Annotated in this window: 20 protein-coding genes; 9 read left to right on the top strand and 11 right to left on the bottom strand. The window is 68.6% G+C overall.

All coding sequences use genetic code 11. The features are described 5' to 3' along the window. The first annotated feature begins 1 nt into the window (after position 1). Positions 2-1,228 (top strand): RNA polymerase sigma factor, encoded by a 1,227-nt coding sequence (locus AMOR_RS20220; protein ID WP_248353554.1) that lies wholly within the window; start codon positions 2-4, stop codon positions 1,226-1,228. Positions 1,229-1,247: 19 nt separating this feature from the next. On the opposite strand, the gene AMOR_RS20225 is transcribed toward AMOR_RS20220, so the two are convergent. Then, a complete protein-coding gene (locus AMOR_RS20225) occupies positions 1,248-2,396 on the bottom strand; it encodes a TolB family protein (protein WP_248353555.1) in 1,149 nt (382 codons plus the stop codon). Positions 2,397-3,094: 698 nt separating this feature from the next. Here AMOR_RS20225 and AMOR_RS20230 point away from each other — a divergent pair. From AMOR_RS20230 to hflX, 3 genes are all read left to right on the top strand, one after another. Then, the gene (locus AMOR_RS20230; RefSeq protein ID WP_248353556.1) at positions 3,095-4,810 is read left to right on the top strand and encodes an Ig domain-containing protein; all 1,716 of its coding nucleotides are present in this window, start codon (positions 3,095-3,097) and stop codon (positions 4,808-4,810) included. A gap of 26 nt (positions 4,811-4,836) precedes the next feature. Continuing rightward, a complete protein-coding gene (locus AMOR_RS20235) occupies positions 4,837-5,328 on the top strand; it encodes a hypothetical protein (RefSeq protein WP_248353557.1) in 492 nt (163 codons plus the stop codon). Positions 5,329-5,504: 176 nt separating this feature from the next. Beyond that, complete coding sequence (gene hflX / locus AMOR_RS20240; RefSeq protein WP_248353559.1) at positions 5,505-6,890, top strand: GTPase HflX; 1,386 nt, start codon at positions 5,505-5,507, stop codon at positions 6,888-6,890. Positions 6,891-7,094: 204 nt separating this feature from the next. Here the strand turns inward: hflX and AMOR_RS20245 are convergent, their stop codons facing one another. Then, positions 7,095-7,946: an enoyl-CoA hydratase/isomerase family protein gene (locus tag AMOR_RS20245; RefSeq protein WP_248353560.1), complete on the bottom strand. Its 852-nt coding sequence runs from the start codon at positions 7,944-7,946 to the stop codon at positions 7,095-7,097. A gap of 322 nt (positions 7,947-8,268) precedes the next feature. On the opposite strand from AMOR_RS20245, the gene AMOR_RS20250 reads away from it, so the two are divergent. Continuing rightward, on the top strand, positions 8,269-9,534 hold the full coding sequence (locus AMOR_RS20250) for a DNA polymerase Y family protein (RefSeq protein WP_248353561.1): 1,266 nt from the start codon (positions 8,269-8,271) through the stop codon (positions 9,532-9,534). A gap of 52 nt (positions 9,535-9,586) precedes the next feature. Here AMOR_RS20250 and AMOR_RS20255 read toward each other — a convergent pair whose 3' ends face one another. The 5 genes from AMOR_RS20255 to AMOR_RS20275 all read right to left on the bottom strand — a co-directional run bounded on the left by AMOR_RS20255 (position 9,587) and on the right by AMOR_RS20275 (position 14,960). Then, positions 9,587-10,477, bottom strand: coding sequence for a dienelactone hydrolase family protein (locus tag AMOR_RS20255; RefSeq protein ID WP_248353562.1), 891 nt, complete (start codon positions 10,475-10,477; stop codon positions 9,587-9,589). 149 nt (positions 10,478-10,626) lie between these two features. Beyond that, on the bottom strand, positions 10,627-12,057 hold the full coding sequence (locus AMOR_RS20260; RefSeq protein ID WP_248353563.1) for a hypothetical protein: 1,431 nt from the start codon (positions 12,055-12,057) through the stop codon (positions 10,627-10,629). Positions 12,058-12,063: 6 nt separating this feature from the next. Beyond that, on the bottom strand, positions 12,064-12,852 hold the full coding sequence (locus AMOR_RS20265) for an outer membrane lipoprotein-sorting protein (protein WP_248353564.1): 789 nt from the start codon (positions 12,850-12,852) through the stop codon (positions 12,064-12,066). 9 nt (positions 12,853-12,861) lie between these two features. Beyond that, positions 12,862-14,250, bottom strand: a complete 1,389-nt coding sequence (locus AMOR_RS20270; RefSeq protein WP_248353565.1) for an ABC transporter permease — start codon at positions 14,248-14,250, stop codon at positions 12,862-12,864. After that, positions 14,247-14,960, bottom strand: coding sequence for an ABC transporter ATP-binding protein (locus tag AMOR_RS20275; protein ID WP_248353566.1), 714 nt, complete (start codon positions 14,958-14,960; stop codon positions 14,247-14,249). Before AMOR_RS20275 ends, AMOR_RS20270 begins: the two co-directional genes overlap by 4 nt. A 169-nt stretch (positions 14,961-15,129) precedes the next feature. On the opposite strand from AMOR_RS20275, the gene AMOR_RS20280 reads away from it, so the two are divergent. Together AMOR_RS20280 and AMOR_RS20285 are read left to right on the top strand one after the other, a co-directional pair. Further along, positions 15,130-15,801, top strand: a complete 672-nt coding sequence (locus tag AMOR_RS20280) for a TetR/AcrR family transcriptional regulator (RefSeq protein ID WP_248353568.1) — start codon at positions 15,130-15,132, stop codon at positions 15,799-15,801. A gap of 81 nt (positions 15,802-15,882) precedes the next feature. Beyond that, on the top strand, positions 15,883-16,830 hold the full coding sequence (locus tag AMOR_RS20285) for an NADP-dependent oxidoreductase (protein WP_248353569.1): 948 nt from the start codon (positions 15,883-15,885) through the stop codon (positions 16,828-16,830). Positions 16,831-16,926: 96 nt separating this feature from the next. On the opposite strand, the gene AMOR_RS20290 is transcribed toward AMOR_RS20285, so the two are convergent. From AMOR_RS20290 to AMOR_RS20300, 3 genes are all read right to left on the bottom strand, one after another. Then, positions 16,927-17,871 (bottom strand): NADP-dependent oxidoreductase, encoded by a 945-nt coding sequence (locus tag AMOR_RS20290; RefSeq protein WP_248353570.1) that lies wholly within the window; start codon positions 17,869-17,871, stop codon positions 16,927-16,929. A 9-nt stretch (positions 17,872-17,880) separates the two neighbouring features. Further along, entirely contained in the window at positions 17,881-18,486 is a 606-nt protein-coding gene (locus AMOR_RS20295) for an alpha/beta fold hydrolase (protein ID WP_248353571.1), read from the bottom strand. 226 nt (positions 18,487-18,712) lie between these two features. Continuing rightward, entirely contained in the window at positions 18,713-21,322 is a 2,610-nt protein-coding gene (locus AMOR_RS20300; protein ID WP_248353572.1) for a BamA/TamA family outer membrane protein, read from the bottom strand. A 334-nt stretch (positions 21,323-21,656) separates the two neighbouring features. Between AMOR_RS20300 and AMOR_RS20305 the strand changes: the two genes are divergently transcribed. Further along, on the top strand, positions 21,657-23,468 hold the full coding sequence (locus tag AMOR_RS20305) for an ABC transporter ATP-binding protein (protein ID WP_248353573.1): 1,812 nt from the start codon (positions 21,657-21,659) through the stop codon (positions 23,466-23,468). Then, positions 23,469-24,476 carry a phospholipase D-like domain-containing protein gene (locus AMOR_RS20310; protein WP_248353574.1) on the top strand — a complete coding sequence of 336 codons (1,008 nt, stop codon included), beginning with the start codon at positions 23,469-23,471 and terminating at the stop codon, positions 24,474-24,476. On the opposite strand, the gene AMOR_RS20315 is transcribed toward AMOR_RS20310, so the two are convergent. Further along, positions 24,473-25,918: an amidase family protein gene (locus tag AMOR_RS20315; protein ID WP_248353575.1), complete on the bottom strand. Its 1,446-nt coding sequence runs from the start codon at positions 25,916-25,918 to the stop codon at positions 24,473-24,475. The two genes, AMOR_RS20310 and AMOR_RS20315, sit on opposite strands and share 4 nt — an antisense overlap.

Consider the following 25,918-nt stretch of genomic DNA (forward strand, 5'->3'; position numbering starts at 1 on the left):
TATGACGACGCCCGAGCTTCCAGAGCATTGGTTCCGCCGGGAGCTCGGGCGCCTGGTCTCCATTCTCTTGCGCCGCTTCGGCGTCGATCGCATGGAGCTCTGCGAAGACGCCGCGCAGACCGCCCTCCTCCAAGCGACGCAATCGTGGTCGTCGAAGCTGCCCGACAATCCAGGGGCGTGGCTCTATCGGGTCGCGCACAACTACGTGCTGGACGAGCTTCGTCGCGAGAAGCGAGACGAGCGCTACCTCGCCGAAGTCCACGCCGACTATGCGCAGCAAGAGGTCCACGACGACGTGCTTCGGCTGCTCTTCGTCTGCGCCGATCCTGCGATCCCGCCCGAGTCGCGGCTCGTGCTCGCGCTGAAGACACTCTGCGGCTTCAGCACCGAGGAGATCGCGCTTCGGTTGTTCCAGAGCGAAGACGCCGTTCACAAGCGATTGCAGCGCGCCCGCGCTCGGCTACGCGAGCACGCGGAGGTGCAGAGCATCGATCCGGAGCGTGTGCATGGCGTCCTTCACATGCTCTATCTGCTCTTCAATGAGGGCTACAGCTCCGCGCAGCCCGATCGTGTGATCCGCCGCGAGCTCTGCGACGAAGCGCTTCGATTGGCGCTCATGCTGAGGGAAGATCCATCGGGAGCGCTCCCGGAGACGGACGCGCTCGTTGCGCTCATGTGCTTTCACGCGGCGCGCTTCGACGCTCGCGTGGACGGATGCGGAGGCCTCTTGCTCCTCGAAGAGCAGGATCGCTCGCTTTGGGATCGCGAGCTCGTCCAGCGCGGGCTCGATCATCTCATGCGATCCGCGCGCGGCGAGGCGGTATCGCGTTATCACGTCGAAGCGGGCATTGCGGCGCAGCACTGCCTCGCGCCCTCGTATGCCGAGACCAACTGGGAGGAGATCGTTCGGCTCTACGAGGTGCTCGAGCGCGTCGCTCCGTCGCCGCTCAACGTCCTGAATCGCGCGATCGCGCTGGCCGAATGGAAGGGACCCGACGTGGGCCTCGCCGCGCTCGAGGCGTTCGAGGCGCCGGGTTGGCTCCTTGGTTTCTACTTGTGGGATGCGACGCTCGGCGAGCTTCATCGAAGGTGCGGGCATCGCGATCGCGCGCTCATGCACACGAAGCGCGCCCTTGCGGCCGCACCGACGATTCCCGAGAAAGCCCTGCTCGAACGGCGCCTGAACGAGATCTCCGCCGAGGAATCGGCCCCGTCAGGAAAAAGATAGTGGGCGACGCGTCAGGCGTTCAGGGGCGCGTCGGGTTCCACGTCGGGTGCCGTCCGCCCGTCGCGAGGAGTCGCAGGTTCGATCCGTCTCGGTCCATGATCCAGAGATCCGTCCGAGTGGCCATGAGTTCGAATGGATCGTCGGTCCGCTCGAACGCGATGCGCCGCCCGTCGGGCGATACGCTGAACCGCCGGATCGTGTCGTACCCGAGCGACACGTCCGAGATCTGCTCCGTCAGCCCGGTCGCGAACGTGTACAGGAAGATCTGCATGGGACTCACGAGGTCCGACTGCGAGAGGATGTAGAAGCCCGATCCGTCGGGAACCCAGTGGACGTCAGGCGCGTAGAAGCCTCGGAAGGTCGCGACCGGCGCCGGCTTCGTGGTCGCGTGCTCGCTGGGGCGGAGCACATCGACGAAGCCATCGCCCCGGGACGAGTCGACGAGGAGCAGATCCGAAGCGGCCGCCGGGGGTCCCCACTCACCGTGACAGGTTCCGAAGAACGCGTCCGTCGCGACGAGCGGCTCGTACGACCAGCCGGGCGAGGGCACCGCGGCGATGCTCTCGAGGCTGCAGAGAGGGGAGTTGTAGCCGACGCGCGACGCATCGCTTCGCCAGAACGGCTCCTGGGCACCGAGCGGCGTCCCGCCGGCGAGCATGATCGACCCGGCGTCGACGGTCTGGCCGGGCTTCACGTCGGCGCTCGCGGTTCCGAAGAACCGGACGCGACCGTCCGTGACGACGACGGGCTGGCGCACGTCGCCCAGGTCGGCGACGTCGCGGAACGTGTACGTCCTGGTGCTGCCGCCTGGGATGACGTCCATCTGCACCTCGCCTCCCAGCACGATGATCCAGTACGGGCCGGAGTCGTACGTCGGGTTCGACACCGTGACCTGCACCGCGCCCTTCGCGAACGTGAGCTGGCGCGTGCGCGTCGGCCCATTCGTGAGCTTGCGCAGCGCTTTCCCGTCCGGGCGGATTCCGTAGATGTCGGTTTCATAGGGTGACAGCGCTTCCTCATGATCGCTCGCGAAGGCGATCTCGGTGCCGTCGGGGCGCCACGCCGGGCCGGAGACGGTATACGAAGCGCCCTGCACGGGCGGTGTGGTCCAGACGACGTGATCGTTCGAGCCGTCCGGCTCGACGAGGTGCAGCTCGCTCCCCTTCACGTAGGCGATCGTCCCCGTTGACGTGAGAGGCGAGGTGTCGACCGGATCGGGTGTAGCGGTGGCTCCGCCTCCGCCTCCGCCTCCGCCTCCGCCTCCGCCGCCTCCGCCGCCACCACCCGAGCAGCCATTCGCGTAGGCGAGGACGACGGCGAGCAGCGCGCCGCACCACGATCGATGGCCAGGCATTTGCTCCTCCGCTGCGAATGAGCGACCTCGGCTCCGAGGTCGCCGAGGAGCGCTCGTTCTGCCTGCGAGTCTCGCACCACGAGGCGAGGGGGGCTCACGGATAGTCGGGTGCGAACGGTGAGGGCGCTCGGAGCGGAAGGATCGCACGCAGACGTCCTCGACGTGGCTGCGTCCTCCGGGGGCGATGAATCGACGCGTCAATCCAGGCTATTCACGCGGCTGGACCGACATGATCTGGTGCCACCGAGCTAATCATGACGTGCGTGCCCGCCGAGACGATTCTCCATCGTGTTCGTGCCTGACATGCTGTGCAGGGTCCAGGCCGAGCGGGGCATCATGCGGACGCGCGGTCTCGGAATCCGGTCTGCAATCGGTGGAATATGAAAATGCGCCCATACCTGCTCACGACGCTGGTTGGAGCGACCGCCCTCGTTCTGTCTTCGTGCAGTGGCGGTGGAACGGAGAGTAATGACTCCCCGCCGAGCGGTCTGACGTACTCCGTCAACCCTGCCGTGTACACGGTCGGGATCACCATCGCACCGAACATGCCCAGCAGCTCAGGAGGTGCAGTGATCTCGTATTCCGTCTTGCCGGCGCTGCCCGCCGGCTTGAGCCTGAACACCTCGACGGGCGTGATCTCGGGGACGCCCTCGGCGGTGACCTCCACGGCCGTCTACACCATCACTGCGACGAACTCCGCTGGATCGACCACTGCCGGCGTGAGCATCACGGTGAACCCGGGCGGCGGTGGAGTCAGGACGGTCGCGGGCACGGTCACGTACGATTTCGTGCCTGCGATCTTCGACCCGCAGGCACAGTCGGGGACGCTGGCGTTCAATCAGGCATCGGCGAAGCCGGTTCGGGACGGAACCGTCATGCTTCTCCAGGGCACCGACACGCTCGCGACCGCGACCACCAGCGACACGGGACAATACAGCATCACCTACACGCCGACTGGCACGGGCTCGCTCACCCTCGTGGCGCTCGCGAGGACGACGACCCCGGCGATCGAGGTCCGCGACAACACGGATCAGAAAGCACTCTGGGGTATCAGCGCCCCGCTCGCCGCCGCGAACACCACGCTGAACCTCCACGCGACGCACGGCTGGACCGGAACGGCATACGACCCGAGCAAACGAACCGCCGCACCCTTCGCGATCCTCGATTCGATGTACACCGCGTCGAAGGCGGTGCTGAGCGCTCGCCCCGCCACGAGCATCCCGCCCCTGGTCGTGAACTGGAGTCCGAAGAACGTGCCCCAGGCCGGCGACAAGACCCAGGGCTTCATCACGACCAGCCACTATTCTCCCGCGGAGGGGCAGATCTACGTCCTCGGTGCGGCAGCGATCGATACCGACGAGTTCGACAACCACGTGATCGTCCACGAGTGGGGCCACTTCTTCGAGTCGAAGCTCTCCCGGTCCGACAGCCCTGGGGGGCCGCACGGCCCCGGTGACGTGCTGGATCCGCGGGTCGCGTTCGGTGAGGGGTACGGGACGGCGATCTCCGCGATGACGCTGAACGATCCGATATATGCAGACACGCTCTGGGGAGGCCCGGGCGGCACCCTCACGGCGGGCGGAACGGACGTCGAGAACAACCCACCCGACGCCCAGATCCCTGGAGCCTTCTCCGAAGCGAACATCACTGGCCTCCTGTACGACCTGTTCGATGGGGCGAACGAGAGCTTCGACCAGGTCGCGCTCGGACTGGGCCCGATCGTCGACGTGCTGACCGGCCCCGAGAGGACGACGGAAGCGCTCACGACGATCGCCAGCTTCATCACCGGGCTCAAGGGTTTCAGCCCCGGCGCCGTCACCGCCATCGACGCCCTGCTGGCCCATTACGCGATCGGCCCCGTCACGACGGAGTGGGGCGAGGGCGACGGCCCGATGGCCGACATGTACCAGACGGCGGTCGTCGGCGGAGGGGCGTTCGCGTATCTGCTCTCCTACGGTCGGTACAATACCTGGGCGGAGAACGAGTACTTCGTCTTCCAGGGCAACGGCGCCCAGGTGACCATCAGCGCGAGCTCCTCGGAGGACGTCGGGATCACGCTGTATCGCCAGGGGACCGTCCTGGTGAGGGCGGACCAGTACGGGCCCGGCGGCACCGAGCAGATCAGCGGCCCAACGCAGGCTGGGCAGACATACGTTCTCGTCCTCACGGGGTACGCGGACCAGGGCACCGGGGAGTACCAGGTGACGTTGAATGTGACGAGCCCGTGACCGTCCACGGGCCAGGAGCTCACGATATGAAACGACTCGCCATCGCCCTCGTTGCGGGTCTCATCTGTCTCCCCACGCTCGCGGACGGCACGCCCGTCCCTTCGCGCAAGGCGGCGTCTGCCGTGACCCGCGGCAAGCCGTCCGCACCGGTGAAGGTCGAGGCACGGCTCTCGGCCGGGAGCGCGACGGTGACGATCGTCTTCCGGAGCGGGGCCCGGGACGTCGACGTCCAGGTCCACGGCGTCGACGGACTGAGCGTCACGTCGGCCGAGACCCCGATCTCGGGCAACCGCTTCGCAAAGGGCCAGTCGGCGACCTTCGACGTGACGTTCACGCCGGGACCAGGGCGCTCTAACCTGGTCATCGCGGTGAACGGGACGTTCGGCGCCGCGAAGCGCAGCTCCGTCGTGTCGTTCGCAGTCGGAACCCCGACGGCCGAGCAGCTGAAGTCCAACGGCACCGTCACGACCGACTCCCGGGGCGAGCGCATCAAGACGCTCCCCGCCGACACGAAGTAGTTGAGCTGCGCCTGCCGACCTCGATGACGAGCGACCCGAACCCGAGGACCAGAACGCCGATCTTGATCCCGTAGAGGGCCGCCCCGGGTTCGCAGTGTCGTGCGGCGCGTGCTGCGCATCCCAGGGCGGTCGAGCGGTGGCGGGCTTTTCGTCCTCGGGACTGGTATGAGGGCGCCATGCCTAGCCCCATCGCCGATCGGCCGGGTGCCGTCCTCGTCGGCGTCCAGCTGCCCGACGTGTCGGATCTCGAGCACGCCACGCACCTCGCCGAGCTGGGGAGGCTGGTGCGCACCCTCGGCTACCAGACGGTCGCCACGCTCTCGCAGCGGCGCGGCGGGACGGGGGCGGGCACGGTGCTCGGCGCCGGAAAGCTCCAGGAGCTCGCCAGGCTCACCGGGGGGCCGGGCGTCATCGCCTCGGGGGCCGCCGACCGCACCTCGAAGGCGAAGGAGCGCTGGGAGGCAGAAGCCGCCGAGGAAGAGCGCGCCGGGGATTCCACCGACGAGGACCCGGCAGCCGCCGACCCGCTGGCGGCGGCCGGCGAGAAGCCCACGGTGGTGGTCGTCGACCACGAGCTGACTCCGAGCCAGCTGCGTAACCTGGAAAAGGCGACCGGGGCGCTGGTGCTCGATCGCACCGGCGTCATCGTCGACATCTTCCACCGCCACGCCCGCAGCCGCGAGGCGCGCATGCAGGTGGAGATCGCCCGGCTCAAGTACCTGGCGCCCCGGCTGCGCGAGTCATCGGGCCGGTCGGAGCGTCAGCAAGGGAGGGGCGCGGGCGACTCCGCGGTCGAGCTCGACCGGCGCAAGATCCGAGACCGTGTGGCGGAGCTGAACGAGGGGCTGGCGGCGGTCCAGCGGGCTCAGGATCACCGCCGCTTCGCTCGGAGGGATCAGCTGCGGGTGGCCCTGGTCGGCTACACCAACGCCGGCAAGTCGTCGCTGATGCGGGCGCTCACCGGCAGCGAGGTCCTGGTCGCGGACCAGCTGTTCGCGACGCTCGACACGACGGTGCGGTCGCTCCAGCCGGAGTCCCGGCCTCGCGTGCTGGTGTCGGACACCGTGGGCTTTCTCCGCAAGCTGCCGCACGACCTGGTCGCCTCCTTCCGCTCGACGCTCGACGAGGCGCTGGAGGCGTCGCTACTACTTTACGTCGCGGACGCCTCCGACCCGTCGTGGGAGGACCAGCTCGAGGTCAGCAGGGCCGTTCTGCGTGAGATTGGCGCGGCCGAGGTGCCGAACCTCCTGCTGCTCAACAAGATCGACCGGCTCGACGGGGCGACCCGGCGCGGGCTCCAGGCGAGGTTCCCCGAGGCGCTCCTGCTCTCGGCGCACGCGTCGGAGGACGTCGCCGCGCTCCGCCAGCGCTTGCTCGACTTCTTCGAGGCGCAGATGGTCGAGGCCGACCTTCGGATTCCCTACGCGCGTCAGGGGCTGATCGCCGAGGTGTACGAGAGCGCGCGCGTCCTCTCGGAGACGTTCGACGAGGCCGGCCGCAACGTGCGCGTGCGCTCGCTGCCAGGGGTCGTCGCGAAGCTGGCTCGGAAGTTCCAGGCGTGACGCCGGTCGGACGGCGCGGGGGCGCAGACCGCCGAATGCCCTGCCGTCCCGGGTAAAGAAGGCCCAAGGCCCGGACCGAGAGTTCCCGTGACGCGACCGCCTGAACTCGGCGCTCGACCGCGCCATCACGCGGCGTACGCAGTTGCGCGTCGGCGCGCCGTGCAAACGTCTCCATCGGTCCGAATGGCCGAGTCGCGCGCTGTACTAATGGGGCGCTGGCTGCGCATCCGTGTCATCGTCGTCCGCCCGCCCGAGCGTAGGCAGGTGCTTGCCGAAGTTCAATTCGAAGTCGCTCGGAACGCCGTAACCCATGCTGCGGACCCTGGCACGGCGCGTCCGCTGACCGGGCCAGGCCAGGGCAGAGAAGAACACGTCGTTGCTCGACTGGAGCTCGGTAGCTGTCGGCGTCCCGAACCGATTGACCTGGGCCTTCACCGCGCCTAGCGCTTCACGGTCGAACGAGGCCAGACGCCGGGCGAGCGCATCGACAAACGAGTCGAGGTCGTCATCGTCCAGCGTGCGGTTCACCCAGCCATAGCGCTCGGCGATATCAGCATCGAAATCGTCGCCGCTGAGGACGATCTCGAGTGCGCGCGAGCGGCCGACCAAGCGCGGGAGCCATTCCAGCGCTCCGCCGCCCGGGACCAGTCCGACGCCGACCTCGGGGTTGCCGAACAGGGCGCTTTGCCGGCTGGCGAAGCGCATGTCGCAGGCCAGCACGAACTCGTTACCGATGCCGCGCGTGCGGCCGCGAATCTTGGCGATGCTCACGACTGGCGTGGACGAGAGGCGCAGCACGAAGTCGAACCAAGGCGCAAAACTGGCTGGGCGCAGTTCGGCTGCGTTGGATAGGTCCAAATGGGCGATGAAGAAATCGGGATTGACCGACTGGAACACTACGACCTTCACGGACGGGTCCGCCTCGAGCTCGGTCATGAGCGCTCCCAATTCGACGAGAGTTTCGGGACCAAACATGTTGATCGGCGGGTTGCTGAAGGTGATCGTCCACCGGCCCGGATAGGTGCGGTCGGTGTCGAACTGCGAAAGGCCTGGCATGGCACATTCCCTCGTGGTCAGTGCACGGTCGGCTGCGACGCTGGACGGCGGGAAGTGTGCTCGTGGGTGCGTCCTGCGGCGTCGTGAGGCGGGAGGCTCGTCTTCGCGAGCTGGAAGCGCAACAGACGAGTGGCCCGTGTTCCGCTGGTCTGGCAGGCGTTCGCCCCCAACATCCTCCGGGCGACCGGTATCCTGCGCGCCTGCAGGCGCGCGTCGGCCGATGACCGCCCACGACATCGGAGAGTCGACGAGGAACACCCTTCGAATCTCAGGGCGTGGCTTGCACCTGAACGGATGATCAGCTAGCGTTCTGCCCATGGGAATGGCGTCGGAGCTCGCGCGCGCGCAGCCGCTCTCGGCGCCGCGCATCTGCTGCCTGGATCTCGATACGTTCTTCGTGTCCGTCGAGCGACTGCTCGATCCGACGCTGGAAGGCAAACCGGTGGTCGTCGGGGGAAAGCCGGGAAGCCGCGGCGTGGTCACCGCCGCCAGCTACGAGGTGCGCCGTCTGGGCGTGAAGTCGGGCATGTCGCTGATCGAGGCCAGCAAGCGCGCGCCGAACGCGATCTACCTGCCCACGCGGCACGAGATCTACGGCACCTACGCGGAGCGCGTGCGCGAGATCGCGCGTCGCTTCGCGCCCAAGGTGCTCGTCGCCAGCATCGACGAGATGTATCTCGATTTCTCCGGCTGCGAGCGGCTCTACCGCTCCGGCGACGCCGCCAGCGGGAACGGCGGCGAAGACCGCGCTGGCGACGTTGCCATCGAAGGCGCGGCGCTGCAGTTGACCACGGCAGTCTTCGACGAGATCGGACTGCCTTCGAGCGTCGGAGTCGCGACCAGCAAGGTCGTGGCCAAGGTGGCATCGGCGCTGGCCAAGCCGCGCGGTGTGATGCTGGTCCCCGCGGGCGTCGAGCGCGCCGTGCTCGCGCCGCTGCCGGTCCGGTCGTTCCCCGGCATCGGTCCCGTTGCCGAGGCCAGGCTGCACGCCGCCGGCTACCAGACGCTGGGCGCGGTCGCGGAGGCCTCGGTCGAGGATCTACAGAACATCTTCGGCGCGTGGGCGGCGTCGATCTCGCGCGGCGTGCAGGGGCTGGGCTCGGGCGACGTCGGCCGCGAGCGCCCGGCGTTCGCCGAGCACGATCCCGAGGGCGAGACCGTCGGCAGCATCTCCAACGAGCGGACCTTTCGCGAGGACGTGACCGACCCGGCGTCGATCGAGGCGGTCCTCTGCGGTCTGTGCGAGCGGGTCTGCTGGCGCGCGCGCAAGCGCCACGTCAAGGCGCGCACCGTGACCCTCAAGCTGCGCTATGCCGACTTCCACACGCTCACGCGCTCGCAAACCACGATGGCGACCAGCTCGGAGCTCGAGCTCTATCCCATCGTCAAGGAGATGTTTGCGGCGGCGCGGACGCGGTCTCTGCCCATCCGCCTGCTCGGCGTTCAGCTCTCGAACCTGGGCATGTTCGAGCAGCTCCCGCTCTTCGATCGTAACGAGCGGGTCGGCGCGGTCGTCGACAGCATCCGCGCGCGTTTCGGGTTCGCGATGGTCTCGCTGGCGACCGGGCGCGGCGGTCAGCGCCGATGAGACGCGCGCCTCCGGGCGAGGGCGCGCGCGATCTCCCGCACCGCGTCGCAGCTCATCCGCGTACATTCTGCTTGAAGAAGTCCATGGTGCGCTTCCAGGCCAGGTCCGCCGCCGCCTTGTCGTAGCGCGGGGTGGTGTCGTTGTTGAAGCCGTGCTGCGTGCCCGGATACGTGAAGAGCTGGTACTTCACCTTGTTGGCCTTGAGCGCCTGCTCGAATGCGGGAATGCCGGCGTTGATGCGGTCGTCCTTCTCCGCGTAGTGGATGAGGAGCGGTGCCTTGATCTTCGCCACGTCCTCCGCCGGCGGCTGGCTGCCGTAGAAGGGCACGGCCGCGGCCAGCTCGGGCGCGCGGGTGGCGAGGAAGTTCACCATTCCTCCGCCGTAGCAGAAGCCCACCGCGCCCACCTTGCCGTTGCACTCCGGGCGCTTCTCCAGAACGGCCAGCGCGGCGAGGAAGTCCTCGCGGGTCTTGGCCTGGTCGAGCTTCGCGAACAGCTCGCGCGCCTTGTCCTCGTCGCCGGGATAGCCGCCCAGCGGCGTCAGGGCGTCCGGCGCGAAGGCGACGTAGTTCTCCAACGCGATGCGGCGGGCGATGTCCTCGATGTGCGGGTTCAGGCCGCGGTTCTCGTGAACGACCAGGATGCCGGGCAGCTTGCCCTGCGCCTTGGCCGGCAGCGCGAGGTAGCCGCGCACCTTCCCCGAGCCCTTCGGCGAGTCGAACTCCACGGTGCTGGCCCCGAGCCGCGAGTCGTCCTTGGCGACCTGCTGGGCCTCGGCGAACCTGGGGTTGAGCGCGTCGAGCAGCATGCTGGCGGTCATGCCGCCCACCGCGAACCTCGCGGCCCTGGCCAGGAAGGCGCGGCGGTCGATCGAGCCGTGGACGTACTGATCGAAGAGGCTCAGCACCTCGGGGTGGAAGTCGGACGCCTTCTTTCGCTCCATCGGTCACCTCGGCCCCGGCGGGAGTCCCGCACGTTCCTGGTTCGTCCGCGAAACGTAATCGGCCGAGCACGCGCCCGCGCCAGCCTTCGAACCATTCAATCGGGTGTCTCACGAGGCGGCGAGCCCACGTACATCGAGGCCGCTTTCGCTCACAGATAGAGCTTGATCGAAAGGATCCCGCTCGCGCTCGCGGGCTCGCTGCCGCGTTCCGAGTCGCGAGCGCCGAGGTTCGCGGACAGGTAGGCGGAGACGGTCCAGGCGTCGGAGAGGTAGTAGCTCAGGGAGAGCTGCGAAAGGGAGGAGCCATCCGCCAGGTTCACGAAGGCGAAGGCGCCGAGGTCGAGGTCATGCCGGAGCGTCTTCGGAAACGAGACGCGGAAGAAGAGTTCCTGGCGAGCGAGCGGTTCCTGCAGGTCCGCGGCGTAGCCGCGGACGTACCAGAGCTCGTCCGAGGCGAAGGAGGGCGCCGAGGGCGAGGAGCCGGCGGAGAGCCAGCGTCGAAAGGCGCTACCCCCCAAGCCGCCCTCGTGGAGGTGGTACTCGAGGTTCAGGGTCGCCGTGGTCCCGACGGTGAGGGAGAAGCCCGCGGCGAGGTCGTTCAGGAACGCGGTGCTCGTCGTGGTGGGGGGGAGGACTGGGGCACTGGGAGGGAGCGTGCCCGTCGCGACTCCGAGATCGTGCGCGCGCGCCGCGAGGTTCCGTTCTCTTCCCCCGGCCCATTCCCCGTACAGGACGACGGCGCTCCCCAATCCGTGAGAGACGTTCAGGCCGATCTTCTGGCGATGGGGTTCCAGGTATCCGATGAGCTCCGGGCTGAGATCGAGGAGATCGAGGCTCACCGTCCCGACCGCACGGTTCATGCCGTTCGTCGCTCCGAAGCGTGGATCGACGCCGAGGGGGTGATGCTCGGAGAGCGGCGAGGGGGCTCTCACCTTTGGTGCAAAGGCGAGGCTCGCTCCCCCGCCCGGGAAGACGGACTCGAGTCGCACCATGAGCACGCCGAGCCGGTTCTCGCGGATGACGGATGGGTCGAGCGAGGACTGGCCGACGAGCGTTCGCGTCTTCAGGAAATCCGTCGGATTGAAACCGAGGGCGATGCCGTTTCGCTCGTTCACCCGCCCCACCTCGAGAAAGGTGTTCCGGTGGATCTCCGCGGAGACGAAGGCCTCGCGTAGGTCGTTTTCCACGGTTTGCGAGGAGAAGAACGAGAGGTCACTCGCTTCGAGCACGTTCAGCCGATCGGAGAGGACGAATCGAAGGGGCTTCACGGGCGAGAAGGTGAGCGCGCCGTCGAGGCTCGTGCGGTTCTGGTACGGGACGACGACGCCGTTCGGGTACGGGACGGGGACGGAGCGGGTGAACGGCGAAGCGGTGGCGGCGCCCTCCAGGAAGAGCCTCCGCTCGAACGGCGTCCGTGCCTCCGCGGCGGGAGGTTCGCCCTGGGTGCCTTGGGGCGGGGCTTCCTCCGCCAGCGCCTCGCCTGGAATCCGCCCCAGGTCCTCGTCGTCGCCCGCTCTGGGCCCCCCCGGGATGAGAGCGAGCGCAGCCGAGGCGGCGATGGTGATCACGAGCCCGCGCATCCGAACCTAGTCCTTCGCGAACCGCGGCAGGTACTCGCGCTCGAACCAGGCGTCCTCCACCTTCTCGGCGCGGTAGTCCGAGTAGCGGATGACCGTGACGAGGTGTTTGTCGACCGCGTCGATGATGATCGTCTCGGTGGGACGTGTGGCACCGAGTGCCTGGTCGAAGCGCCGGTAGTAGGCGACCTTGAGGACCCGGCCGCTGTCCGAGTAGAACTTCGCCTTCACCGGACGGTACGTCTCCTTCTCCACGAAGTACTCGAGGTGCGCGTAGGCCGCCTCCCCGGTCGAGGCCACGAGGTCGAGGTGCCAGACGGTCCGGCTCTTCTTGTCGGCGTCCTGGACGGTCTCCTCGCCCACGAGCTTCGCGACGTAGTCGTGGTCGAGGTTCACGGTGAGGACGTCGCCGTCGGAGGCTTGCCCGACGAGCCGTTGCTGCGGGGAGATGCGGATGCTCGCCTTGGAGGCCGGGTCGTAGAACCACATGTTCCCGCCGGCGAGGAGCACGGCCTTCCCCGCGTCGCGCGGCGGCGCCTCGTAGCGGACGACGTTCCGGTACTGGTGGGTCGCGGAGTCCACCTTGGCGTGGACGGCGAGGTGCACGGCGTCCCGTGCGTTCCCGTTCTCGAACTCGACGAGCGCGAGGGAGACCCGGAACGGCTCGCCGGGATTTCGGACGGCATCGGCGGCGGCCACGATCTCCTTCGCCGAGGGCGTCGCCGCCTCGCCCGGCGCGGGGAGCGCCTCGATACCGAAGGAGAGGAAGAGGAGGGAAAGGAGTCCGGAGCGCTTCATCGTGTCCTCCTAGACGTGGCGCAGGGCGTCGACCACCTCGAGGCGGGCGGCGCGATTCGCGGGAACGACGGCGGCGATGGTGGCCATGACGACGAGGCCCACCCAGGCCGATACGAGGAGTCCGGTCACGCCCGAGGTGAGCACCGCGAGCGGAACGGGGGCGGCCTGGCCGGGCGGCGTCCAGGTCGCGCCGGCGCGGTTGAACAGGATCGCCAGGACCTGGCCGGCGAGGACGCCGAGGGTCGCTCCGAGGATCCCGAGCATCGCCCCCTCGGCGACGAAGAGACGGCGTACTCCACCGCGCCGCACGCCCATGGCCCGGACGGTGCCGATCTCGTTCGTGCGCTCGGCAACGCTCATCCCCGTGGTGTTCACCACGGTGAAGACCACGATGATGCCCATGATGAAGGAGATGAAGAGGAAGATGGCCCCGAACATGCCCACCGCCTGCCGGTAGAACGGCTCGCGTTCCGCGAAGTCCCGCACCTCGAGGTCCAGGTGGCGGGAGGCGAAGAGCTCGTTCAGGCGGGCGCGAACCTTCACGAGGTCGCTCGTGCGCTCGAGCTGCAGGATGATCCCGGTCGCCTTCTTCTCGCCGCGGCCGTAGAGGAGCTTCTGGGCGAGCGAGAAGGACATGAGGACGACGTTCTCGTCGAGCTCGCGAGCGCCCTGGGGCTCTGCCCGGGTGACGTACAGGCTCAAGACGTTAGGCGCGCCGCTCGCGGTCGCGGCGAGGAGGTCGAGCCGGGGGCCCTTCACGCGAGATCCCGCGTCCGGCTCGGGGTCCACCGCGATGGGAGGCGGCGCGAGGGAGGAAGCCGAGACGTTCCGGACCGAGGGCGCGGGCCGCGGCGGGCAATTCGGAATCCGAAGGTCCTCGCAGAGCCCGAGCACGCGGGCGAGCCCCAGGCCGACCACACCGCGGCTCTCGTCCTCGTCGCTCAGCCCCGAGTCGGTGCGGATCCGTCCCAGGGTCACGCCGTGCTCGTCCCACCGGCGCAGCCGTTCGCGGTCCCTCGGAACGTATCCCGTTCCGAGGAAGGTCTTCGACGCGTCGATCTCGAAGTTCCCGGCGATTCCGGTGAGGGAGATGGTGGGAGTGACCACGTTCAAGGTGGGCGCGACGACGGGGTCCTCGGCGATCATCCGGATGACGTCCTCGTACCGGTCGATGCCGAAGGCGCCCGGATTCCCCGCCCCGTAATCGAAGTAGCCGTTCCTGAAGACGGTGAGGTGGCCCACGTTCTCGACGGCGTTCGTCTCGAGGCTCACACGGACGAACGAGATGAACTCGCCGAAGAGGACGATGGCGATCCCGCCCACGGCGATGGCGAGGAGGGTCATGAGCGACCGGCGGCCGTTCCGCAGGATGTTCCGAAACGCGATCTTCACGATCATGGGGTCCGCCCTTCCTCTTCATGGGCGACGAGCTCGCCGTCGCGGATGACGAAGGTGTCGTCGGCGTGCGAGATGAGCTGGGGGTCGTGCGTCGAGAAGACGAAGCTCACCTTGTGCTCCGTCTGCATCTTGCGCATGAGCGCGGTGATCTCGGCGCCGGTGCGGCTGTCCAGGTTCGCGGTGGGCTCGTCGGCGAGGACGAGCGCGGGCCGTTTCACGAGGGCGCGGGCGACGGCGACGCGCTGCTTCTGGCCGCCGCTCAGCTGATTCGGCCGGTGGTGTCGCTTGTCGGAGAGCCCCACCGATTCGAGCACCGCCATGGTCCGCTCGCGGCGCTCCTTCTGCTTCACTCCGATGAGGAGGAGCGGGTACTCCACGTTCTCGTAAGCGGTGAGGACGGGGAGGAGATTGAAGCTCTGGAAGATGAAGGCGATGTTCCGCGAGCGAAAATCGGTGAGGGCGTTGTCCGCGAGCGCCCCCACGTCCTCGCCGCACACCTCGAGGCGGCCCGAGGTGGGCACGTCGATCAGGCCGATGAGGTTCAGGAGCGTCGTCTTTCCGCTCCCCGACGGCCCCACGATCATCGCGAAGCGTTCCCTGGGGATCTCGAAGGTGACGCACTTCACGGCCGTGACGGCGAGCCCCTCGTCGTCGTAGACCTTGCCGACCCGCTCGAACCGCGCGACGGGCCCGTTCTCCAGCGCACTCATCGTCTCGTTCCTCCTGGGAACGAAGCGCCGTCCTCTTCCTGGAACGGTCGCCTGCTCGGCTTGCCGTCCTTCCAGGAGGAGAGGCGAGCCGCCCGGTCCCCGTGGTACCGAGTGGTACCGTACGCGGTTGAAGTAAGGTACGGGGTGGTACCATGTCAAGGGGTTCCACATGAGGCCCAAGCAGGACAGGAAGAATGAGTCGAAGGAGACGGATGAGTCGGCGCTGCGCCGGCGCATCCTCGGGGCGGCCTTCACGGCCTTCACCGAGCTCGGCTACTCGCGGACGAGCACGCTCGAGATCGCAACCCGCGCCCGGGTCTCGAAGCGCGAGCTTTACGCGCTCGTCGGGAACAAGGAGTCGATGCTCATCGAGTGCATCCGGGATCGGTCGGAGCGATTCCCGCTCCCGGCGGACCTGCCCGAGGCGAAGGACCGCGAGATGCTCACGGCTGCGCTCACGAGGTTCGCAGAGCGGTTCTTGCGAGAGGTGACCGACCCGAGCGTCATCGAGACGTTCCGGCTCGCCATCGCCGAGGCGGTGACCGCACCCGAGGTGGCCCGCGCCCTCGAGGAGTTCGGCCGAGAGCGCGGCCGCTCCGTCGTGCGCGATGCCCTTTCGAAGGCGCGCGCGGACCATCTCGTCTCGGGCGATCCCGAGGAGATGACGCGACGGTTCTTCGCTCTCCTGTGGGGCGACCTCCTCCTGAACATGCTTCTACGAACCGTGGGTCGGCCCGATGAGGCCGAGATCGCGCGGCGGAGCGCCGAGGCGGCGAGGGCCATGCTCATGCTCTACCCAGCTCCGAAGCGCCCTCGGAAGGAGCCTCCCACCGCAAGGTGATGGCGGGACGGTGTTCTCCCCGCAATGAGCACCGGCAAGGTTGTCGACGCGGAGGCTCGACCCGCGTGAGGGGAGAATCGCATGAGGGCGGTGATGATCGACGGCTTCGACGCGCCGGTGACGGTGCGCGAGATCCCGACGCCGGATCCAAAGGCGGGCGAGGTGCTGCTCCGCGTTCGCGCGGCTGGCGTGAACGCCGCTGATTGGCGGCTGTGGCACGGTGCCTACCAGGGCACGCAAGAGCACAGGTTCCCGATCACTCTCGGGTTCGACATGGCCGGAGTCGTCGAGCGCCCAGGCGACGGGGTCGACGCATACCGGGGCGGCGAGGCGGTCTATGGCACGCTGTGGAAACAGGTCCTCCTCGATGGAACGTTCGCGGATTACGTGGTCAGCCCAGCGCGCTGGTTCTTCGGCGTGAAGCCATCAACGCTCGACTTCGTCCACGCCGCCGCGGCCTCCATGGGTGGCCTCACGGCGCTGGTCGCCACGGACGCGCTTCGGACCAAGCGCGACGAGACGCTGCTCATCGTAGGCGCCGCGGGTTCCGTGGGCTCCTTCGCGACCCAGCTCGCTTCGCGGCAGGGAGTGCGTGTGATCGCGACGGTCCGGCCGGGCGAAGGCGAGTACGTCACTCGGATGGGCGCCGCCGAGACCGTGGACTACACGGCGGAGGACGTGGTCGAAGCCGTGAGAGCAAGGCACCCGCGAGGAGTCGATGCCGTCCTCGACCTGGTGAGCCGCCCCGACGAGCTTTCGCGCATCGCAACGCTGCTCCACCCGGGCGGACGCCTGGTGACGACGCTGTTCGCGGCCGATGAGGCCGCGTACCAGGCACGCGGAATCGCCGCGACGAACGTCAACACGACGCATGAGCCGCTGCTGCTCGAGAGGCTTCGCAAGGCGATCGACGACGGGCAGCTCCAGGTCCCGATCGCGCGGACCTTCGCGCTCGAGGAGGCAGCCGCTGCGCTGGAGTACGGAGAGAAGGGGCATCCGCTCGGCCGGATCGTGCTGACGGTGAGCTGACTGTGGGCATCGCGAAGGCCGGATGCGATTGCACCCGCGCTGTCCGACAGATGAGCTCGCTTCAGAGTCTCCCGTGGACGCCGAGCGGCGTGCACCTCAGCCGGTCCCTCCGTCCTCGCCCACCACCGCGAGGACCAGCTTTCCTCGGGGGTGGTCCCTGATCCCGCGCTCATAGGCCTCGCGTGCCTGCTGGAGCGGCAGGACCGCTTCGACGATCGGTCGTATGATGCCGGCGTCGATCAGGCGAGAGATCTCGTTCAATTGTGTGCGGCGCGGTTCCACGGTGAAGAACAATCCTCTCGCGCGACCGGCCACCCCCTCCGGCGGTGGCGGCCTCACGATCGTGACGAGCAGCCCGTCCTGCCGCAGGACGGACCAGGACCGCTCCCTGATCGTGCCGCCGATGGTGTCGAGGACCACGTCGACATCGCGCACCACGGTCTCGAACGGCGTCGCCTCATGGTCGATGACCTCGTCCGCGCCGAGCTTTCGCACGAAGTCCACGTTGCGGGCGGAGGCAGTCCCGATGACGTGCGCCCCGCGCCAGCGGGCGAGCTGGATGGCGAAGCTGCCAACGCCGCCCGCAGCACCATGAATCAGCACCCGTTGCCCGGGCATGAGCCGCGCGTGGTCGAAGAGAGCCTGCCACGCCGTCAGGGCGGAGAGCGGGGTTGCCGCGGCGCCCGCATGGTCGAGGCTGCGGGGCTTCGGGGCGAGGTCGGTAGCGCGCACAGCTACGTACTCGGCCGCTCCTCCGTCCCGAAAAAAATCGGTCAGCCCGTAGACGGCACCGCCGACCTCGACATCTCGCACGTCCGGTGCGACAGCCACGACGACGCCCGAGACTTCGTGGGAGGGTATCAACGGAAGCCGGCTGCGGCCCTCGGGCGTCTCCCAGATGTGCCAGGTGAACTCGGCCGGGGAGATCCCGGCGGCATGGACGCGGACCAGCGCGTCGCCCGGTTGGAGCGCGGGAATCGGGGCATCCTCGTAGACGAGCGCTTCCGGGCCTCCCTGACGGTGGATACGGATCGCCTTCATGGTCGCCGTTCACGGGTACGCAGGCGTCGGCCCCGCGCCAGCATCCGGCCTGAGTGTGTGGGCCGCCGCGCCGCGGTACGGGGCCAGGAACGCCGTCAGCGCCGCCAGCATGTCCTCGGGAGCCTGCTCCGCGACCCAGTGGCCGGCGCCGGAGATGACCACGCTCTGCACGTCGTCGGCGAGGGGCTTCATCGCATCGCCGACGTGTTCACCCCAGCTGGCCGCTCCGCCAATCGCCAGGACGGGCATCTTCAGCCGCCGGGTCTTGCGCTGCTCGTTCTGTGCGAGGGTCGCATCGAGTGCCAGCGAGGGTGCCAGCGCGTACCCGTCCTGCGGCTTGTCGGACAGCCCGATACCGCGCTGGTCGACCGCGATGACCTCGAAGTCCTTCGCCAGCGCCGGCATCAGCAGCCGCCAGGCGTACCAGTTCTCGGGCCAGCCGTGCACCAGCAGCAGCGGCTGCCCCTCGCCTCTGATCACCGCGTGCAGACGGAGTCCGTCGGTGTCGATGTAACGGCTGGTGAACTGGTCGGTGAACCCGGCCGGGAGATTCGGCGCACCGGAGACGGAGCCCGGGCCTTCCGGGGTGACGAGGTGCGTGGACCGTGAGGTCATGGCGAGATCCTTTCGCGGGGCTTGACGACCTTCGGTTGGTCAGGCCCGATCATCCCGGGGGGCACGCCCGCGCGTCGCCGAGCGCCACCTGCCGCTCAACCGAGGTATTCATCACCCGTGCCAGAGGCGGCGAGATCTCGGCGAGCCGGGGGGAAGGGCTGCCGGGTCGCGCGAGCCGAGGCGTCCACGCCGAGAACTCGGCAATTGCCGACCATTCGGCGCTGCATCAGAAGTTGAACGCGCTCGTGAGGTAGAACGACGTCCCCTCGTCCGAGTGGACGACGGAGGCGCTGATCGCCGTGGAGTAGTCCATCCCCGCCCCGGCGGCGCGCAACGCGAGCCAGAGGCCGCCTCCCGCGCCGGGATGCCACCTGTGCGACGACTCGCCCGCCAAGAAGACGCGGCCGACGTCGGCGATCCCTTGGAGGCCGTACCGGAGCGGCACGATCGCGGAGTACCTGCCCAGGGGAACGAAGACGTCCAGGTTGCCGACGATGGACGCGTCGCCGGCGAACCGATTCAGATCGTATCCGCGCAGGAGGTTGCCCGTGGCGCCGCCCGAAAGTGAGAGCGGAGAGGTCACGGCGATGCCGCCGATGGAGGCGGCCTCGAAGAACGGATAGCGCCCCCAGTTCTTCTCTCCCGCGACGCGCAGGCTGAGCAGGACGGGAGAGGCGATCGGCGAGCCGAACACCGCCACGGCCTCGCCCCGAAGCTTCGTGAACGCCGAGGCGTTGTCGAGCCACGGCGGAAAGTAGCGCACGCTCAGGTCGGCCAGGAGGCCTCGCCGGCGCGTCAGGACTCCGCTGCGGGTATCGAGGTCGAGGCCCGCCTCCGCGTCCGCGAGGGACATCGTGCCGGAGCCGTAGGCGCCCGAGGCCGGCGACCCCGGGTCGTGGGGCGTGTTCGAGAAGCGTTGGAGCGCGAACCCGGCGCGCGCGCGCAGCGGCCCGACGAGGCTCGCGGTCACGAGCGGGCGCACCACGAACCGCTGCTGATCCACCCGGTAGAAGTGGTGCGAATCCAGCGACGCGCTGCGCGCGGTGGTGTTGCCGAACCCGAAGAAGTTCGCGAAGTCCATCCCGGAGTAGGCGAGGTAAGCGACCACGCCGAGCCGCGACTGCGTGCGCAGGTCGAGCCTGTACTCGAGCCGCGGCTGGGCGAGCCCGGTCGACCACGCCGCTGCGAAGTTCATCTGGTTCGCGAACGGTTCGCGGGCGAAGCCGAACTGCGTCCGCTCGAGTCGCGCGCCCGCGACGAGCCCGCGGGTGCCGTCGTACGAGAGCTGCGGGTAGACGAGCCAATCGGTGCCCCAGTCGCGGGGATGCTCGTACCGCCGGATCAAACGCTCCTGGTCGTCGCCCGGGGGATCGGCGACCTGCACGGCGTCGGGCGTGTCCGTCTTCGTGGGCTGAACGTTCGCGGCCGCATTCTGGTTCGCGGCTGGGTCGGGACCGCCTCGCACGATGCGCACGCGGATCGGCCCGCCCCGCTCGCCTTCCTCGACCACGCGGTCGGCGCCGCCGAGCAGGTAGAGCCGGATCTCCGAGGTCTCGCCGGCGCGGAACGCGCGATGGAAATAGTGCGGACCGAGCGCCTCTCCCGTGTCCTCGTTGCGTGCGCTCAATGTCAGGTCGACCCCGCCGTCGCGAGCCCTGTGGATCGTGGCGAGGTCGGCCCCCTCGCTCCCGTACACGTCCACGTCCTCGGCGAGCAGCCGATAGAAGGCGTCGGACTCCTTCGGGAGGGCGTCCCGGCGCGCGCGCAGTGCGCGCTCGAGCTTCGCCCCGTCCCGCGCGTAGATCTCGGGAGGGAGGCGTCGGACGGCGGTGGCGATCGTTTCGTCCGTGAGCCGCGCCACGACGTCCGACGTGACGGCACGCCAGTCCGACGGTTCCAGCCCGACGAGGAACCGGCGATCGATGTACCGCCCGCCGAAGGTCAGCTTGTCGATCGAGGGGTAATCCTCGTGGAAGCTGACGAGGAACTTCGTGTAGTACTCGCCGATGGAAGGCAGGATCCCGTCGAAGCGGGAGAAGGCCTCGTCGCGATCGCGCGGGACCGGCCGCCACACGCGTTCGCCGTTCTCCTCGAACCGGAGCCACCGCCACTGGTTCCAGTGCCGGTCCCAGTCGCCGATCAGGACGTCCATGAGGCGGGCCCGGAGATACGCCCGTGCATCGACGCGCTCGTCCGTTCGTTGGTCCATCCGCGCGAACAGCTCGAGCGTCCCGAGCGCCTTGTCCGACCCAGCGAACCCGCGCCCCGCGTGCAGCTCCATCACTCCGAGGACGCCGGCGAAGTCGCGGAACTCGCCCAGGCGAGGATCGTCCGGCATGACGAACAGCTGGGGGGTCGCGTGCAGAACGCCCGCCGCTTCGAGGAGCGAAGCGACCACGAGCGCCCCCTCGGGGTGCTGCGACGTGGTCGTGATGTCGCGGTAGAGGTTCCCCGCGATCGAACCGCGCAGCTCCGGGTCGAGCGCCTTCCTCGCGTCCTTGTCGACGGAGCGAAAGGCCCACGTGTGGCCGTTCGCGCTGTTCAGGCGGAGGCTGTTCGTCTGCAGCCCATGGCTGCCGCCGCGCCGGACGGGCGCGAGGCCGCCGTCGAACGTCGAGAGGTCGAGCTCCGGTACCTGGATCGCCGTCGTCCAGTCGTCTCTCCACTGCCCACCGAAGAGGAACCTGAAGAACGAGCCCGCACGGTAGTGCGCGCCTGGAGCGACGACGACGGCATCCGGCGCGTGCTGTTGATCGGCGGGGGGCTCGTCGGCGCCCGACGCAGAGATTGCGAAGAGGAGGGCACCGCAGGCGCCGAACCGAGAGAAGATCGCCATACCCCTTCTCCGAACGAGCCGCGTCGGACAGCAACCTCTTTCTCTCGAGGTCCAGAGCACTCCAATCCACGGTTCGTGCCAGACCAAGAGCACGGCGTGCACCCGGGCAGGCAGCCGCTCCGCGGCAACCGCCGCGCCCGCTCGTCTGCCGGACTCCAGGGAGAGAGGGCCGCCGCCCGATCATCGGCGAATCCGTGGCGGGAGCTGCGAGGGGGCATCAATAAGGTGAAGCAGGTGAGCACGTGAATACGTGAGCAGTCGCGGGGCGAGGAGCTTCTCCCGCGAGGTGCCGCGAATGAGACTCAGCGCGGACCGGGAACGTCGGCCAGGCGGGATGCGACGTCTCATCGCCGAGTTGCTGCGGCCGTACCGGGTCTGGCTCGCGATGATCCTGCTCGCGACGGCGGCCGAGACGGCGGCGAGCCTCGCCGCGCCCTGGCCCCTCAAGATCGTCCTCGACAACGTGATCGAGGGCCGCGAGCCCCTGGCGTGGATCCGGCACGCGGCGCGCTGGATGCCCGGGAGTCACGCCATCCGGTTCGCCGTGCTCGCCGCCGTCGCCACCGTGCTCATCGCCGCGCTCGGCGCAATCTCCTCTTACGTCGAGCACTACTACACCGAGGACGTCGGCCAATGGGTCGCGAACGACCTTCGCGTCCGCGTCTACGATCATGTCGAGCACCTCCCGCTCGCGTACTACGACACCCATCGGACCGGCGCACTCCTCAGCACCCTCACCGACGACATCGCGACCATCCAGGAGTTCGCCGCCTCGACGACGCTCGGCATCGTCGTGGACCTCCTCACGATCGCCGGCATGCTCGGCTTGATGTTCTGGCTCCGCTGGGACTTCGCGCTGATCGCGGTCGGGGTGGCGCCGTTCCTCCTCCTCTTCGTGTTGCGCTTCAGGAAGGCGGTGAAGAGGGCGACCCGCGAGGTCCGGGCGCGCGAGAGCGACATCGTGAGCGTCATCGAGCAAGGGCTCGAGTCGGTCCGGGTGGTGAACGCATTCGGCCGGCAGGAGCTCGAGGAGAAGCGCCTCGAGGACGCGAGCCGGGCCGAGGTGCGGGCGGCGCTCCGCGCGCGGCGAGTCAAATCCATCGTCTCTCCCGTGGTCACGGTCGTCGTCTCTCTCTGCACCGCGTTCGTGCTCTGGCGAGGCACCTTGCTCGTGCTTGCATCGGCGATGACGGCCGGGTCGCTGACGGTGTTCCTCTCGTACCTCGGCAAGTTCTTCAAGCCGGTGCAGGACCTCGCGAAGCTGAGCGGCACGATCGCGCAGGCGGCCGTGGCCGTGGAGCGCGTTCGCGGCATCCTGGAGCTCGACATGAGCCTCCCCGAGCGGCCGGATGCGCGGGACCCCGGTACGCTGCGGGGAGCGATCGAGTTCGATCACGTCGCGTTCGCGTACGATCCCGCCACGCCGGTGCTGCGGGAGGTGACCTTCTCGATCGATCCGGGCCAGTTCATCGGGATCGTCGGGACGACCGGAAGCGGCAAGTCCACGGTCGTGAGCTTGATCCCGCGCTTCTACGATCCCAGCGCCGGGCGCGTTCTCGTCGATGGCGTCGACGTCCGCGACTACAGTCTCCAGCGGCTGCGGGACCAGATGGGCTTCGTGCTCCAGGACACGATCCTCTTCCGCGGGACGATCCGCGAGAACATCGCGTACGGCCGACCGGGCGCGTCGGAAGAGCAGATCGTCGAGGCTGCCAAGCTCGCCAACGCCCACGAGTTCATCGTCCGGATGTCCCATGGATATGCCTCCCAGGTGGGCGAGCGAGGGACGACGCTTTCGGGGGGCCAGCGGCAGCGCATCGGGATCGCCCGCGCCCTCGTTCGCGACTCGCCCATCCTCATCCTCGACGAGCCCACCGCGGCGCTGGACGTCGAATCCGAACGCGTCGTCATCGAGGCGCTGGAGCGCCTCATGAAAGGACGGACGGTGATAATGATCGCCCACCGCCTGAGCACGATCCACGACGCCGATCGGGTCGTCGTCCTCGACGGCGGCGTCGTCGCCGAGCAAGGCACGCACGACGAGCTGCTCTCGATGGACGGGATCTACGGAGCGCTCCATCGCACCCAGGCCCGATCCGGCGATCTCGCCGGCGATCATCCGACCATCCGAAGAGCGGGAGCCTGAATGTCGTTCCGACGATCGCTCGTCGTCCTGCCCGACGACTCCGCGAAGCCGATCCTCGACGCGATAGGAGCCGCCTCGAAGTCGCTCCAGGTGAAGATGTTCATCTTCTCGGACGAGGCGCTGCTCGATGCGGTGGTCGCGGCGAGGCGCCGTGGCGTCGCGGTGCGGATCATGTTGAACCCGGCGCGCCGTAGCGGCGAGGAGGACAACGAGGACGCGCGCAAGCGGCTCCGCCGCGGGCGGGTCGAGGTCATCGACAGCAACCCGGAGTTCCAGGTGACGCACGAGAAGTCGATGGTGGTGGACGAGACCGTCGCGTTCGTGAAGTCGTTCAACTGGGCGACGCGGAACCTGAGCGAGACGCGCGACTTCGCGGTGGTCACGTCGCACAAGCACGAGGTCCGCGAGATCGTCGATTGCTTCGAGGCGGACTGGAACCGGCAGCGGTTCGATCGTGGCGAGGGCTCGAAGCTGGTGTGGTGCCCGGGGGGCCGGGAGCAGATGGCCCACTTGATCGACGAGGCGAAGCACACGCTCTTCCTCCAGAACGAGCGGTACCAGGACACCATCCTGATCGAGCACCTGGTTCGGGCCAGCCGCCGTGGAGTGAAGGTCCACGTCATGACGCGGCCGCCGCACACGCTCAAGCCGGAGAAGCTGGTCGAGGGCGTCGGGGGCCTGCGGATCATGAACGACGTGGGGATCAAGGTACACAAGCTCAAGCACCTCAGGCTGCACGCGAAGGTGCTCGTCGCCGATGGCGTCTCCGCCCTGGTCGGCTCGATCAACCTCAGCCCGGGCAGCTTCGACGACCGCCGCGAGCTCGCGATCGCCGTACGCGACGACGACGTGGTGGAGCACCTCGAGAAGGTCGTGCACCACGACTGGAGGCACTCGCACCCCCTCGATCTCTCGGACGAGGGGATCCGCGCCGACCTCGAGGACCGCGTCGAGGTCGCGGAGAAGCTCGGGATCGTCGACGTCCGACCCGGCGAGGAGGGCCGCTAGCCGGGTCCGGGCACCGGCCCGATCACGCGTTCGACCCGGCGCGCCAGGGCGAGCAGGTCGCTATCGCGTCCCGACGCCGCGTCGAGCTCGAGGCCCAGCGGAAGCCCTTCCGGGCTCAGTGCCATTGGAAGGCTGATCCCCGGTATGCCGGCGGAGCTCGAGGGATGCGTGTTCCGGGCGAGGAAGGTGTCGGTGACTTCCCTGCCGCCGACCTGGAACATCCATTGATTCTCGATCCGAGGCGCTGCACACGGCGTCGTCGGGAAGAGCAGCGCATCGGCGCGTCCAAATACGATCGACGCGAGCCGCCGGCGCAGCTCTGGCCTGCCCGCGTTCAGCGCGGTGAGGTACCTCTCCTCGGAGACGTAGTCTGCGCCGGAGGGCACGACGGCTCGTGACCAGCTGGCGTTGATGTGTTCACCAAGGCCCGCATGGATCTGCTCGAAGGAGACGGGCACGTCGTTCGAGGCGAGGAACTCCCGAACGGCGGGCATCGTCTCGTGGAAGAAGATGGGCCACGTCGTGCGAGCCGTCAGGGCCAGGAAGTCTCCACCCAGATCGACCTCCACCAGCCCGGCCCCTGCGTCCTGGAGCTTGCGCAGTGTCTCGCGGAACGCAGTCTCCGTCCGAGCGGCCACGTCGGCCAGGTGCTGCCGGGGTGCGTAGGCGAGCTGGACGCCCGTCAGGTCGCGAGTCGCGTCCGCGCCTCGAAGAGGGCTTCGGATGAGGATGGAATCCACGAGCTCGCAATCCTCGACACTGCGCGCGAGGAGACCGGTCGTGTCCAGGGTTCCAGAGATCGGCGCGACGCCCTGGGTCGGCCAGCGGCCCGGCGTCGGCTTGTACCCCACGACACCGCACAACGAGGCGGGAACACGGATCGAGCCGACGGTATCCCCGCCGAGCGCGGCGGGAACGATGCGCGCAGCCACCGCGGCAGCCGACCCGCTGGAGGACCCGCCCGTCACGTGCGCCCCGTCGTACGGGTTCTTCGCCTGGCCATGGTGCGCGTTCAGCCCGGTGAGGCCGTACGACATCTCCTCGAGGTTGTTCTTGCCGAAGATGATCGCCCCCGCCTCCCTGAGCATCGAGACCGCCACGGCGTCGCGCATCGGCTCGAAGTGCGCCAGCACGGAGGTGCCGAGGGTGGTGGTCAGCCCCTTCGTGAGATAGCTGTCCTTCACCGCGAGAGGCACGCCGAGCAAGGGGTCACTGCGTCGTGCTCGGATCCCCCGGTCGGCGTGCCTGGCGGCCTCCAGCACGGCGCCTTCATCGATCGTGATGAAGGCGTTCAGGTCGGCGTGCGCACGCGCCCGCTGCAGCAGCCGGCCGGCGAGCTCCTCCGAGGAGACGTCGCCGTTGCGGAGCGCACGTGCTGCCGCCATGAGGCCGAGCTCGTGCAGCTCCGCGCCGCTGCGTGAGAGCGTTCGGTGCTTCTCCAT

It is taken from the genome of Anaeromyxobacter oryzae (assembly GCF_023169945.1).
GTDB lineage: Bacteria > Myxococcota > Myxococcia > Myxococcales > Anaeromyxobacteraceae > Anaeromyxobacter > Anaeromyxobacter oryzae.